The organism is Steroidobacteraceae bacterium (genome assembly GCA_041395505.1).
GTDB lineage: Bacteria > Pseudomonadota > Gammaproteobacteria > Steroidobacterales > Steroidobacteraceae > JAWLAG01.
This window is the reverse complement of record JAWLAG010000001.1, coordinates 1571483-1585453: the sequence shown is the minus strand read 5'-3', so window position 1 is coordinate 1585453 and position 13971 is coordinate 1571483. Positions and strand designations below refer to the sequence as shown.

Annotated in this window: 13 protein-coding genes and 1 pseudogene; all 14 read right to left on the bottom strand. The window is 62.2% G+C overall.

Features of this window, described 5'->3' with window-relative positions; genetic code table 11:
• Window positions 1-7: 7 nt before the first annotated feature.
• The 14 genes and pseudogenes from lpxB to rpsB all read right to left on the bottom strand — a co-directional run bounded on the left by lpxB (window position 8) and on the right by rpsB (window position 13953).
• Window positions 8-1147: a lipid-A-disaccharide synthase gene (gene lpxB / locus R3E77_07185; GenBank protein ID MEZ5499197.1), complete on the bottom strand. Its 1140-nt coding sequence runs from the start codon at window positions 1145-1147 to the stop codon at window positions 8-10.
• Window positions 1148-1157: 10 nt separating this feature from the next.
• Window positions 1158-1928 carry an acyl-ACP--UDP-N-acetylglucosamine O-acyltransferase gene (gene lpxA, locus R3E77_07180; protein ID MEZ5499196.1) on the bottom strand — a complete coding sequence of 257 codons (771 nt, stop codon included), beginning with the start codon at window positions 1926-1928 and terminating at the stop codon, window positions 1158-1160.
• The gene (fabZ, locus tag R3E77_07175) at window positions 1925-2392 is read right to left on the bottom strand and encodes a 3-hydroxyacyl-ACP dehydratase FabZ (GenBank protein ID MEZ5499195.1); all 468 of its coding nucleotides are present in this window, start codon (window positions 2390-2392) and stop codon (window positions 1925-1927) included. Before fabZ ends, lpxA begins: the two co-directional genes overlap by 4 nt.
• Window positions 2393-2409: 17 nt before the next feature.
• Entirely contained in the window at window positions 2410-3453 is a 1044-nt protein-coding gene (gene lpxD / locus R3E77_07170) for a UDP-3-O-(3-hydroxymyristoyl)glucosamine N-acyltransferase (GenBank protein MEZ5499194.1), read from the bottom strand.
• Between the two features lie 60 nt (window positions 3454-3513).
• Window positions 3514-4038: an OmpH family outer membrane protein gene (locus tag R3E77_07165; protein ID MEZ5499193.1), complete on the bottom strand. Its 525-nt coding sequence runs from the start codon at window positions 4036-4038 to the stop codon at window positions 3514-3516.
• A gap of 13 nt (window positions 4039-4051) precedes the next feature.
• Window positions 4052-6514 carry an outer membrane protein assembly factor BamA gene (bamA, locus tag R3E77_07160; GenBank protein ID MEZ5499192.1) on the bottom strand — a complete coding sequence of 821 codons (2463 nt, stop codon included), beginning with the start codon at window positions 6512-6514 and terminating at the stop codon, window positions 4052-4054.
• 32 nt (window positions 6515-6546) lie between these two features.
• Window positions 6547-7917, bottom strand: coding sequence for an RIP metalloprotease RseP (rseP, locus tag R3E77_07155; protein ID MEZ5499191.1), 1371 nt, complete (start codon window positions 7915-7917; stop codon window positions 6547-6549).
• Complete coding sequence (locus R3E77_07150; protein MEZ5499190.1) at window positions 7914-9116, bottom strand: 1-deoxy-D-xylulose-5-phosphate reductoisomerase; 1203 nt, start codon at window positions 9114-9116, stop codon at window positions 7914-7916. The genes rseP and R3E77_07150 overlap by 4 nt, the downstream gene beginning before the upstream one ends.
• Window positions 9113-9898 (bottom strand): phosphatidate cytidylyltransferase, encoded by a 786-nt coding sequence (locus R3E77_07145; GenBank protein ID MEZ5499189.1) that lies wholly within the window; start codon window positions 9896-9898, stop codon window positions 9113-9115. The genes R3E77_07150 and R3E77_07145 overlap by 4 nt, the downstream gene beginning before the upstream one ends.
• A gap of 10 nt (window positions 9899-9908) precedes the next feature.
• A complete protein-coding gene (gene uppS / locus R3E77_07140; GenBank protein ID MEZ5499188.1) occupies window positions 9909-10637 on the bottom strand; it encodes a polyprenyl diphosphate synthase in 729 nt (242 codons plus the stop codon).
• Window positions 10638-10665: 28 nt separating this feature from the next.
• Window positions 10666-11223 carry a ribosome recycling factor gene (gene frr / locus R3E77_07135; protein ID MEZ5499187.1) on the bottom strand — a complete coding sequence of 186 codons (558 nt, stop codon included), beginning with the start codon at window positions 11221-11223 and terminating at the stop codon, window positions 10666-10668.
• Window positions 11224-11257: 34 nt separating this feature from the next.
• The gene (pyrH, locus tag R3E77_07130) at window positions 11258-11986 is read right to left on the bottom strand and encodes a UMP kinase (protein ID MEZ5499186.1); all 729 of its coding nucleotides are present in this window, start codon (window positions 11984-11986) and stop codon (window positions 11258-11260) included.
• Window positions 11987-12030: 44 nt separating this feature from the next.
• Window positions 12031-12915: a translation elongation factor Ts gene (gene tsf, locus R3E77_07125; GenBank protein ID MEZ5499185.1), complete on the bottom strand. Its 885-nt coding sequence runs from the start codon at window positions 12913-12915 to the stop codon at window positions 12031-12033.
• A gap of 363 nt (window positions 12916-13278) precedes the next feature.
• Window positions 13279-13953 (bottom strand): annotated as a pseudogene (gene rpsB / locus R3E77_07120) (30S ribosomal protein S2).
• Window positions 13954-13971 lie beyond the last annotated feature (18 nt).

Here is a 13971-nt window from a genome sequence, read left to right as displayed (position 1 = left end):
CAAGCCGTCACAAACCCGGTTCCATAAGCCGGGCAATGGCTGCGACGGCGCGCCGCGCCCCATCGCAACGCAAAGTTTCGTGGATGCGGTCGAAGTGCGCAATCAGTGCCGCGCTACGTTCCGGATGATCCAGCCAGCCGAGCGCCGCTTGCCCCAATACGTCTGCAGTTGCAGCTTCCTGGAAGAATTCCGGCACAAGTCGCTCACCCGCCAACAGATTTGGCTGCGCAAAGTAAGGCGACTTGACCAGATTGAACCGGCGTATCAGCCACGCCGTTGCGGGCGCGAGCCGATAGGCAACGACCATGGGGCGCTTGCTGAGCAGCGTTTCGAGCGTAGCCGTTCCCGAGGCGACGATCACGACGTCAGCGGCTGCCAGGACAGCGCGGGCCTTTCCGACATGACAGGCAACGTCCGCCCCCTGCGCGCTGGCATACTGCTTGAATTGTTCGGCAAGGTGATCGTTGAGCAGTGCTGCGATGAAGCGCAACTGCGCCCGGTGCCGGGCGAGCCACGCGGCCGTGGAAGCGAACAACGGACCAAGTCGCGCCACCTCGCCCTGCCGCGAACCCGGTAGCAGGGCGATCACCGGCGCAGCCGGATCGACACCGAGCGCGGCCCGGGCGCTCTCGCGATCGCTACGCGCGCCAAACTGGTCGGCGAGCGGATGACCGACGAATTCCGCCTGCACACCATGCTGTGTGTAGAAGTCGGGCTCGAATGGCAGCAGGCAGAGCACCAGGTCGCAGGCGGCGGCCATGTGCCGCACGCGCCCCTGGCGCCAAGCCCAGACCTGCGGACTAACATACTGCACGGTGCGCAAGCCGCGTTGCTTGAGGCGCTTTTCGAGCCCGAGATTGAATTCGGGTGCGTCGATCCCGATGAACAGGTCCGGCCGCAAGGCGCTGCATCGGCTGACCAGCTCACGTCGCAGGCGCAGCAGCCGCGGCAGGTGGCCAACCACCTCGGCCACGCCCATCACGGCGAGCTCATCACTCGCAGCCCAGGCCTGGCAGCCTGCGGCCCGCATTTTGGGCCCGCAGACGCCGCTGAACTGCGCCCCTGGCCAGCGCTCGCGCAGTGCGTCGATCAACGCGGCCCCAAGCTGGTCGCCCGAGGCCTCACCAGCTACCAGTACGATGTGCACGATCAGCCCGTCAACGTACGAGCGATCGGGTCGATGCTGCGATGAAACCGGCGAAGATGCCGAGCTCGGGCTGCGTGTCAGCGAGTTCCGTTATTTGCCGGCGAGCCTGCTCCAGCGGCAGATCGGAGCGGTAAAGAAGCCGGTATGCCTGCTTGATGTTGCGTATCTGAACCGCGGAGAAGCCGCGCCGCTTCAATCCCTCGGAATTGACCGAATGCGGCTCTGCTGGCTGGCCGACCGCCATGACATACGGCGGCACATCGCGGGTCACAGCAGCATTGTTGGCGATGAAGGCATGAGCTCCGATCTTGCAGAACTGATGCACCGCCGACAAACCACCCATGATCACATGCTCACCGAGCTCGACATGGCCGCCAAGGGTCGCAAGGTTGGCCATGATGACCTGGTTGCCGACCACGCAGTCGTGCGCCACGTGGGTGTTTGCCATGAACAGGCAGTCATCGCCAATCCGCGTGACTCCGTGCCCGCCGACGGTCCCGCGATTGACCGTGCAGCATTCACGGAAGACGTTGCGATCGCCGATTTCGAGCCGCGTTGGCTCGCCGCGATATTTGCGATCCTGCGGTGCATCGCCGATCGAGGCAAACTGGAAAACCTGATTGTCACGGCCCATGCGCGTAGGTCCGTGCACGACCGCATGCGGTCCGATACGGCAGCCGGCGTCGATGGATACGTCATCGCCGATGACCGCGAACGCGCCTACCGACACGTTGTCGGCCAATTGTGCGCGCGGTGAAATCCGCGCCTGCGGATCGATCATGGATCCTGCGACCCGGTTTCGGGCGCCACCATCATGGTGGCAGCGCAGACTTCCGCGTCAGCCACAGTCGCCTGTGTCGCAAATCGCCATATGCCGCGCAGATTGCGCTCGAGCGTTGCGTTGAGGATCAGTTGGTCGCCCGGTTCGACGGGTTTGCGGAAACGCGCCTTGTCGATGCCAACGAAGTAGAAGCGCGTGCTTTCATCGGGCACCACGCCTGCCGTCTGGAATGCAAGGATACCGGCCGCCTGTGCCAGCGCCTCGATGATCATCACGCCTGGCATGACAGGGCGATACGGAAAGTGGCCGGGAAAGAACGGCTCGTTGACCGTAACGTTCTTCAGTGCACGTATGCGCTCGCCCTTGACGAGTTCGAGTACCCGGTCGACCAGCAGGAACGGGTAGCGGTGCGGGAGCTGACGCATGATTGCGTTGATGTCGGTCGTGCCTTGCGAAAAATCCATTGTCCTGCCCTGTCCTCTCAAGTTCCTGCCGGATCCGTAGTGTCTGTGCCACCGCCAGCGCGCTCGAGACGCGTCACGCGGTCGGCGAGATGTTCGATGCGCTTCAAGCGGCCAACGGTTCGCCGCCAATCCCGAACCGGCTCGACGGGTATGCCCGAGGAGTACACGCCCGCCTGGCTGATCGAGTGCGACACCAGCGACAACCCGGTGACGATGACATCATCACAGATTTGCAGGTGCCCGGCGATGCCGACTGCTCCGCCGATCTGGCAGCGCTCGCCGATGCGCACGCTGCCCGAGACGCCAACGCATGCCGCCATCGCTGTGTGCGCGCCAATATGCACGTTGTGGCCAATCTGGATGAGATTATCCAGCTTGACGCCCGTTTCAATGACGGTATCACCAAGCGCACCACGGTCGATCGTGGTATTGGCCCCGATCTCAACGTCATCACCAATGACTACGCTGCCAATCTGCGGCACTTTGATCCACTGGCCGTTGTCCGCGGCATAGCCGAAACCATCCGCACCTATGACGGCACCCGAATGCACGATGCATCGCGCGCCTGCCGTGACGCCATCGTAGAGCACGGCGCGCGCATGGATCCGGCAGCCCTCGCCGAGCGTGACCCCGCTGCCGAGAACCACTCCCGGGTCGATCGCGCAATTGGCACCGATCCGACATGCCTCGCCAATCACGACTTGCGCCGCGATGGCGGCACTCGGGTCGACGGTTGCCGACGCAGCGATCTGCGCCGTGGGATGGATGCCGGGCTTCGGATCCGGTACGCGATGCAACAGCTGAGCCATGCGGGCGAATGCTGCATGCGGATTGATTGCTATGAGCGCATCAACCGGACAGTGCTCGAGCGCAGGCTGCGCAAGCACGACGGCACCGGCGCGTGTGCTTCGCAGCTGCGCGATGAGCTTGGGATTCGAGAGAAAACAAAGGCAGTCCGCCGTGGCCGCCTCGAGGGTAGCAACGCGGCTTACGACACGCTGTGGATCACCGCGCAGGTCACAGCCAAATTTGACGGCCAATTCCGCGAGCGTCACGGCCATTGGCAAGCTGCCTTGGCGCGCAACCACGGCGTCGCGGACACGACGCCGTGGCAGCAGACATCAGGGCTTCGCTGCACCATTTCGCGCTTTCAGCGCGGCGAGAATATTCGGCGTGATGTCGAGCACCTGCGTGTAATAAATCGCGGCGCTGTCGGTGAGTACGAGATCATAGCTCTGCGCCTTCGCAAAGGTTCGCACCTCTTCGATCAGGGCGCGCTGCAACTTGGACACTTCCTCATTGCGCCGCGCATTGACATCGTCCTGGATCTCCGCCTGCCGCCTCTGCAGTTCGCGATAACCATCGCGCAGATCCTTCTCGGCACGCGACCGCTGGTCCGCAGTCATGGTGGCGGAGTCCTTCTGGTACTTTTCTTCCTTGGTCTTCAAGGCCTGTTGCTGGTTCTGCAATTCGCGCAGTTTCGGCGCAAATTCGTTACGCACCGATTCGTCGGCTGCCTGTGCCTGCGGCGACTGTTGCAGCAATTGCCCATAGTTGACCACGGCGATTTTGAGATCGGCTTTGGCGGGCAGCACGGTCAAACCGAGCACGGCGGCAATCAACCAGGAATAAATTGGATACTTCACGCTGTCTATACCTCTAGAACGCTTGGCCGATGGAAAACTGGAACTGCTCTTTCTCGTCAGGATAAATGACATTATCGCCTTTATACGCGTTCAACGGTATACCGTAGCTGAACCGGAATATGCCAAGTGGCGCCAGCCACTGCACGGCGACCCCGGTCGAACGCTTCAACTGCGAGAATTCGAACCCGTAATCCACCGGCGTCTGGCCATCCCGACCCAGGAACAGGTAGCGATGGCCGGTGGAAAACACATTGCCCATGTCGTAGAAAAGGCTGATACGCGCCGATGCCGCCCATTTCTGGGGCATCGGGAAGATCAGTTCCGCTCGCCCCAGAACCTTCATGTTGCCGCCGTAGGGATTGCCTTGGTCCTGTTGTATGCCTACCCGGCTGTCCTTGGGTCCCAGGCGGCTTTCACGGTAGCCGCGCACCGAGTCCGGACCGCCTGCAAAAAACTGGCGAAACGGCGGCACGGCGGTGGTATCGCCGATGTCCATGCCATAGCCGAGCTCGGCATTGAGCAACAACGTCATCCGCCATGGCATGGGCAGATACTGGACGTATTCGTAGTTTGCCTGCCAATACTCGACGTCACTCCCGGGCAGGGTGTAGGACAGCGACAGCTGGTGGCGCTGCCCGCGGCTGGCGAACAGCGCCCGATTGCGCGAATCGAAGCTCCAGCCCGCTGTCAGCTCGAACGTCTGGAACTGTGTGCCGAAGAAATTGAAGCTGACCGGGGGAGAAAAACGGGTATCGACTTCGGTCCGGGCAAATGCATCGCCATTCGCCTGCACCCATTGCACCGCCTGGTCGGCACTACCACCCTGGGTGGTCAGCAACTGCGCACGCTGGTAGGACATTCCAAGGCGCAACGCCTGGAATTCGGTGATCGGATAACCATAGTCGACGCCGAGCGCGAGCGTCTCGGAGGACAGGTCGGAGGATGCCGACACGAATTGCGTGACGTCACGGTAGGTCAGCGAAAGCGTGCGCGCAACGCCATCGATGCTGGTATAGGGATCGGTGTGCGATAGCGCATAAACCTTGCTGTACCTGCCGGAATTGAGCTCGATGGCCACGCGCTCTCCGCTACCCATGAAGTTGCTGTCCGCGTAACTGCCGTTCAGGATGAACGACTGGGACTCGGAATAGCCGATACCGCCGCCGAGCTGCGCCGAGGGACCTTCCTTGATGGTGTATTCCACATCGACCATGTCGGCTGTACCGGCCACGGGCTTCGTCTCCGACTCGACGCTCTCGATGTAGGGCAGTCGTTGCAGGCGCTGTTTTGAGCGCTCGAGCAAGGCGTTCGACAACCAGCCGCCTTCGAGCTGGCGCATTTCGCGGCGCAGCACCTCGTCGTTGATCTTGGTGACCCCGGAGAACAGGATGTGCCGGACGTAGACGCGATTGCCGGGATCGACGAAGAAGGTGATCTCCACCGTCTTGCCATCTTCATCGGTGGTCGGCACCGGATCGACTTTGGCGAAAGCATAGCCCTCGAGACCCAGGCGGTTCTGGATCAGCTCCTGGGTCGTGGTGATTGCCTTGCGCGAGAAGATATCGCCTTCCTTGACCACCACGAAGCGCTGCAACTCCGGCTCCGGTACCACGAAGGTGCCGGCCAGCTTCGTCTGGCTGATGCGATAGACCTCGCCCTCGTTGACGTTGACGGTAATGAATATGTCGTCCTTCTCCGGTGCAATGGCGACCTGCGTCGAAGAAATCTCGAAGTTGGCATAGCCGCGATCCTGGTAGTAGGAGGTCAGTTTCTCCAGATCGCCCTGCAGCGTCTCGCGGGCGTAGCGGTCGTCCTGCTTGTACCAGGACAACCAACCCGGCGTACGCAGCTCGAATTGGTCCCGCAACGTGTCCTCGTCGTATGACTTGTTGCCTACGATGTTGATCTGCCTGATACGGGCACGCTTGCCCTCCTTGATGTCGATCTTGATCCGTACCTTGTTGTCGGGCAGGTCCTGCACATCGGTTTTGATATTGACCGCATACTTGCCGCGACTGAAATACTGATCCGTGAGAAAACCGCGCACATCCTCGAGTACGGATCGGTCGAATATCTTGCCAGTCGCCAGACCGACATTGCGCAGCGAACGGTTGAGGTCCTCGCTCTTGATGTCCTTGTTGCCCTTGACCTCGAAACTCTCGATCGACGGCCGCTCCCGCACCACGATCACGAGCGTTGCATCATCCCGGCGAAGCTCCACGTCGCTGAAGAATCCTGTGCCATACAGCGCCCGCAACGATTCGCGCAAGCGCTGCGCATCCATGCTGTCGCCGATGTTGACCGGCAGGTAGTTGAATACCGTACCTTCCGAGACGCGCTGAAGTCCGACGATCTTGATGTCGCCGACCGTGAACGGCTCGCCCACCCCCTGCGCGAGGGTTGCGCTCGCCATGGTGCCGAGCAGGACGGCTGCCAGCAAAACACGTACGAGGGACGTCGACGAATGATGGGTCATGAAATTTCGCATTCTTTTTGGAATAGGACGGTTCAGCCGAATTGTCGCGCGACGTCATTGAAAATGGCGACGCCCATCAACAGCAGCAACAACGCAATCCCCAGTTGTTGGCCAATCGACTGCACCTGCTCGGACAACGGGCTGCCTTTGATCCATTCGGCAAGCTGGAAAAGGATCTGGCCGCCATCGAGGATGGGTATGGGCAGCAGGTTCAGGAATCCCAGGCTGAGACTGATCAGAACGAGAAAATTGACGAAGGTCAGGAAACCCGCTTGCGCGGATTCGCCCGCATACTGCGCAATCGACAGTGGCCCACTGAGGTTCTTGAGCGACACCCGTCCAAGCACCATGCGTGTGAACAGGCGCGCCTGCATCACCGTGAGCCGCCAGGCTTCGCTGCACGCGCCCGACAATGCCGCGATCGGCCCCGAGCGGGACTTGAACAACATTTCTTCGGGATAGGCTATGGATCCCACGGGCTCGACCAGGATCCTGCCGATTCGCTTGCCATCCTGCTCATATGCGCCTACCTGCACGCGCAGTGACATATCGCTGCCGTTGCGCTCGAGTCGCAGCACAGCGCTCGTCCCGGGAATCGCATTGATGCGCCGGGCGAGGTCTTCGAAGCTCGCTACCCTCTCACCATTGACGGCGATGATCCTGTCGCCGTCCTTGAGACCGGCACGTGCGGCCGGACCGTCGGCGACGACCTTGCCGGCAACCGGCGGAATGTCCGGACGCCAGAATCCGAAACCGAGACCGCGCATCAGTTGGTCCGGCTCGGTCAGCGTGCGTCGCAACTGGAGATCGGCAACCTCGAGCAGCAAGTCGTGGTCGGTGCGATTTCGCTTGACGCGCATGCGTATCTCGCCATCACCCGACACGGCATCGAGCAGTCCGAACACGACATCGCGTTGGCCGCCAACTTCCTGATCGTTGATGGCGACGATGACATCGTCCTTTGTGAGACCGGCCTTGCCGGCAATGGAATCGGGCAGGACGGCGCCAACGACCGCGCGCACCTCGGTGGTTCCTGCGACCGCGAGGATCAGCCACAACGCCAATATGGCAAACGCTATGTTGAAGAATGGGCCGGCGAGCAGCACCAGAATCCGCTGCCAGGGTGGCTTGCGATTGAAAGAACGTGCCAGTTCGCCCGGTGCAACCGGCGCTTCGCGTTCATCCAGGAGCTTCACGTAGCCACCAAGTGGCAACGCCGCGATCACATATTCCGTCCGGTCCGCGCCCCAAATGCGCTTGATCAATGGGCGTCCGAACCCCACCGAAAAACGCAGGACCTTGAAACCGAGCTGCCTGGCAACCCAGTAATGGCCAAACTCGTGCACGGTGACCAGCAAGCTCACCGCCACCACGAACCAGAAAAAGAACCAGATTGCGTTCACGCGCTGCGCGCCTCCGTCCGCAACCTGTCGGTACCGATCGCAGCCCTGGCCAGTTGTCGCGCGCGCGCATCAATTTCACGCACGTGGTCGAGGCCTGAGACCGGGCCAATTTCTATTGTTGTCATGACTGATTCAATGACTCCAGGGATCCCCGGAAAGTTCACCCGGCCATCCAGAAATGCCTGCACCGCGATTTCGTTCGACGCATTGAGTGCTGCCGGTGCGGTTCCGCCCGCGCGCGCCGCGGCGAGTGCCAGCCCCAGCGCCGGAAACCGCGCGAAGTCGGGCGCTTCGAACTCGAGTTTACCGATCTTCACGAGATCAAGGAAATCGGCCCCGGCATTCATGCGCGCCGGCCAGGCCAGAGCGTGAGCAATGGGAATACGCATATCGGGTGCGGCGAGTTCGGCCAGCACGGACCCGTCCTGATACTCGACCAGCGAATGCACGATGCTTTGCGGATGCACCAGCACCTCGACCTCCTCGCTGCCGAGACCGAACAGCAGGCACGCTTCGATCAGTTCCAGGCCTTTGTTCATGAGGGTCGCTGAGTCGACCGAGATCTTGCGCCCCATGCTCCAATTCGGGTGAGCACAGGCCATCTGCGGCGTCACGCTGACCAACGCGGCGGCTTCGACCGATCGGAATGGTCCACCTGAGGCTGTCAGCAGAATGCGCCGCACACCCGCAGGACGCCGTCCTGGCGTCGCGCTTGGCGTGAGGCATTGAAAAATTGCGTTGTGCTCGCTGTCGATGGGAATCAGTGTTGCGCCACTTGCTCGAACTGCTTCGAGCAACAGGCTGCCTGACATGACCAGCGCTTCCTTGTTCGCAAGCAGCAATCGTTTGCCGCTGCGTGCCGCCGCAAGCGTCGACTCGAGTCCCGCTGCCCCGACGATGGCCGCCATGACATCGCTCACCGATGGATCTGCTGCGATCGCATCCAACGCTGCCGCGCCGGTGCAGACTTCGGTCGGCAGCTTCGCGGCGCGAACCCCTTGCTCGAGCTTGGCGGCAGCAGCCGGGTCGCCGAGTACGGCCACGGCAGGGCGCCAGGTCAGGCATTGCTGCAGGAGCCGCTGGTGGTTTCGATGCGCCGCGAGCGCATGGACTTCGAATCGGTCCCGATGACGGGACAGGACATCGAGCGTGTTCTCGCCGATGCTGCCCGTGGATCCGAGGATCGTCACGCGTCTCATGGCTGCAGGACTCCGAGCAAGCGCAGGCCCGCCACCAGTGCGGGCGCGCCGGCTGTAAGGCTGTCGATACGATCCAGGATACCGCCATGTCCGGGCAGCAGGCGACCGCTGTCTTTAACGCCGGCGGCGCGCTTGAACATGCTCTCGAGCAGGTCGCCGACAATACTGAAACACACCGCCGCGACACTCACGAGGAGGAGCTGTGACGTCGCCACGTCGAACCACCAGGCGCCGGCGATGGCAACCATGCAGGCAAGCAATACGCCGCCCATGACGCCTTCCCAGGTTTTGTTCGGCGATACCAGCGGGGCGAGCTTGACGCGGCCAAAATGCCGTCCGGCGAAAAACGCACCGCTATCGGCTGCAACCATGATCAGGAGGCAGAACAGTATCCACTGCGCGCCTTGTTCGCAGGAGAGGAGCCATCGCAGCGCTAGCCACGCCGGCACCAGGACGAGAAGCCCCGCCACGACCGCCAATGGCACGGGGGTCCAGCCTGGCCGCAGCGTCACCCATGCGAAGGCGCATATCCACCAGAGCAATGCGGTCACCAAGAAAACATCGACACCGATGCGGCTCGGTACGAGCAGCGGCAGGCCAAGGCACAGCGCAACCACGGCGATCGAATATGCGACTCGAATCGCGCGCCGCGAGCCCCAGACCAGCCCCGACCACTCCCAGCCGGCCACCGCCATGATGGCGAGCAGCAGCGCAAGTGCTGCAGTCGACGGCAGCGCAAACAGCACCGCGAGGACCACGGCGCCAAACACCAATGCGCTCAATACCCGTGCCTTAAGCACTGGTGGCTCCGCGAAGTTGCGCGCCGGTCATTCCGAATCGGCGCTGCCTGGCGGTGAAGTTTGCAAAGGCCTGGTCGATGTCGGCGACCGAGAAATCCGGCCACAGGGTATCGGTGAACCACAGCTCGCTGTAGGCGAGGTTCCAGAGGAGGAAGTTGCTGATGCGATGCTCGCCGCCGGTGCGAATGAAAAGATCGGGATCCGGAAGACCCGCGAGCGAGAGGCGCGTCGCGAGCGCCGACTCATCGATCTCCGTGCTGCGTATCCTGCCGGCGCTCACATCCTCCGCCAGGCGGCGCGCCGCCCGGGCGATGTCCCAGCGACCGCCATAGCTCAACGCAACCTGCAGCTCAAGACGCCGGTTCGCCGCCGTATGCTGCTCGGCCGCCCCGATTCGCGCGCGCAGATCGTCATCGAGCCGGTCACGCTCGCCGATGAAGCGAAGTTTGACGCCGTTCTCGTGCAGTTTGGGCAGCTCCATTTCCAGGGAGCTGATGAACAGTGACATCAGTGCCGTCACTTCATCCTGCGGGCGCTGCCAGTTCTCGCTGGAGAACGCAAAGAGCGTCAGTGCACCGACGCCGCGGCGTATGCACTCCTCGACGCACATTCTCACCGGCGCGATTCCCGCCTCATGGCCCAGGCTGCGGTCGCGATTGCGCTGCTCGGCCCAGCGCCCATTGCCGTCCATGATGATCGCCAGATGGCGTGGCACAGTCATACTGAGGCAGTCCTGCACCAATGCAGGATCAAACCTGCATTATTTCCTTTTCTTTGGCCGCGAGCAGGTTGTCGACCTCGGCCACGAATTTGTCGGTCAGCTTCTGGATTTCGCCTTCCGCCCGCTTCTCGTCGTCCTGAGAGATCATCTTCTCCTTGAGATACTCCTTGACGTCGGTCATCGCTTCGCGTCGGACACTGCGCACTGCGACGCGAGCATTCTCGGCGTCCTGCTTGACGACCTTGGTAATGTCGCGCCGACGTTCCTCGGTAAGCGGCGGCAATGGAATGCGGATGATCTGGCCTGCGGTCATGGGCGTCAGGCCCAGATCTGACTTCATGATCGCCTTCTCGACCGCCGGCACGATGTTCTTCTCATAGGGCGCGATCGTCAAAGTGCGGGCATCTTCGACGGAGATATTCGCAATTTGCTGCAGCGGCACATCGGAACCGTAGTAGTCGACCTTCAAATGTTCGACCAGACTCGGGTGTGCCCGGCCGGTGCGCATTTTCTTCAAGTCCGACTGAAAGCTCTGCACGCACTTGTGCATGCGCTGCGCCGTATCCTGCAAGGTTTCTTCGATCATCTCATGCCCCCGTCCAGGCCTCGCCCGTCAGTATTCATTCACGGGTGACGATGGTACCAACGGCTTCGCCACGCGCAATGCGTATCAGGTCGCCCGGCGTATTCAGGTTGTAGATTTGCAGCCGCAGATTGTTGTCCCGGCACATGACGATGGCCGTTGCGTCCATGACTTCGAGCCGATCGCTGAGCACGGTGTCGAAGGTCAGACGCGCATAGTGCGTAGCATTCGGGTTGTGTACCGGGTCGGCCGAATAGACGCCATTGACCTTGGTCGCCTTGATCAGTACATCGGCATCGATTTCGATCGCGCGCAGCGAGGCAGCTGTGTCGGTCGTAAAGAATGGATTGCCGGTACCGGCCGCGAATATCACGACGCGGCCCTTCTCCAGATGGCGCACCGCGCGACGGCGGATATAGTCCTCGCACACCTCGTTGATACGGATCGCCGACATGACCCTGGCATGCACGCCCAGCGACTCGAGTGCATCCTGCATCGCGAGCGCGTTCATCACCGTGGCGAGCATGCCCATCTGATCCGCCGTGACACGATCCATGCCGGCGCGCGCCAGGCCTGCGCCGCGAAAGATGTTGCCACCACCGATTACCAGCGCGACCTGGGTTGGTAGTTCCACGAGTTGCTTGATTTCGCCCGCGATGCGGCGGATCACCGCCGGATCGATGCCGTAGTCCCCCCGCCCCATCAACGCCTCGCCGGAGAGCTTGACGAGCATCCTGCGATATCGGGGGCCGACGGATTCGGTCATGTGCACGACCGCACGATCGGAAACCGTTGGCTGTTGCCCATGATTCAGCCGCCGCTGCTTTTTACCTGGGACATGACTTCGGCAACGAAATCGCTCTGTGCTTTCTCTATACCGGCGCCGACTTCAAATCGCTCGAAGCCAACGACTTTGGCAGCAGCGGCCTTCAGGAGCTTCTCGACAGTCTGGTCGGGGTCTTTGACGAATGGCTGGCCAAGCAGGACCTGCTCGGCCAGATTCTTGCGCAAACGGCCTTCCACCATTTTCGCGACGATTTCCGCCGGTTTTCCTTCGTTGCGGGCCTGCTCCAGCAGGATCTCTCGTTCTTTTGCGACTTCCGCCTCCGGCACATCGGAAACGGCCACATACCGCGGCCGGCTTGCCGCCACGTGCATGGCCAGATCGTGTGCGAGCTGCGCATCGCCGCCTTCGACGGCGACCAGCGCGCCGATGCGTGTGCCATGCAGGTAAGCGCCGAGATGAGTCGGCGCCTTGAGGCGAGCAGCCCTGCGTACGGTGATGTTCTCGCCGATTTTCGCAATCAACTCGCGTCGTCGCGCATCGATGGTCGTGCCATCCGCCAGCTTGGCATCCGAGAGTTGTTCGGCCGCTGAATGCGGATTGGCGAGCGCACTGGCCGCTACCGCATCGCTGAATTCCCGAAAATCATCGCCACGGGCCACGAAGTCGGTCTCGCAATTGATTTCTACGATCGCCGCCGCCTTCGACTGCTCATCGCGTGCCAGCGCGATCGTGCCTTCGGCCGCTACGCGCGCAGCTTTCTTGTCCGCCTTGGCCAGACCCTGCTTGCGCATCAGTTCGGCCGCAGCATCCGCATCGCCGCCACTCTCGATGAGCGCTTTCTTGCACTCCATCATCCCGGCGCCGGTACGCTCGCGAAGTTCCTTGACCTTATGTGCCGAAATTTCCACCGCTCAGTCTCCGTCGGTTTTCGCGCCAGCACGGCCGCGGCCGCGCGGTGCCGTGCTGCGCTTGCGCTGGTCGGCGGCATCGCCGGCATCGGCGTCATCGTCGAGTCCATCGTCAGCCAGGTCGATCGCGGCGCCCTCACCCGCGTCGGCATCCGGTGCAGGCGCCACCGCTGCGGCGGCCGCAGGATCTGCAGCGGCAGCGGCCGCTGTTGGTGCCGCTGCCTTGCGGCGCACCGGGGGTTTCTTGCTGCGAACGGCAGCCTCGCGTCGCGGCTTGCCGCGCGCTGCCTTGCGCTTCGGCCGGCCTTCCTCGTCGAGCTCCACGAACTCGTCTTCCGTGGCCGCAAGCCGCGGTACGGCGGCCTTGCCCTCGAGCACTGCCTCGGCGACCGAGTTGGCATAGAGCTGGATGGCGCGCATGGCATCGTCATTACCGGGCACGACGAAATCGACACCGTCCGGTGTGCAGTTGGTATCGACGATCGCCACGACCGGGATGCCGAGCTTGCGCGCCTCGGCGATCGCGATGCGCTCGTGCCCAACATCGACGACGAACAACGCATCGGGAAGCGATTCCATTTCCTTAATGCCGCCGAGGCTGCGCTCCAGCTTGACCATCTCGCGGCGCAACTGCGTTGCCTCTTTCTTGCCGCGTTTCTCGAGAGCGCCAGTCTCGCGCAACTGTTCGAGTTCTGTCAGTCGCTTGATCGACTGGCGTATGGTCTTAAAGTTGGTGAGCATGCCGCCGAGCCAGCGCTGGTTGACGAAAGGCATGCCCGCGCGGCCGGCTTCCTTGGCGATCGCGTCGCGCGCCGAACGCTTCGTGCCGACGAACAGCACTGTGCCGCCATCGGCGACGATGTCCTTCACGAAAGTCATCGCCGCCGTCATCAGCGGCTGCGTCTTCTCGAGATTGATGATGTGGATCTTGTTGCGTTCGCCGAAGATGAATTGCGACATCTTCGGGTTCCAGAAACGGGTCTGATGGCCGAAATGGACACCCGCTTCCAGCATCTGCCGCATGGACACGCTGGCCATGATATGAGAACTCCTTTG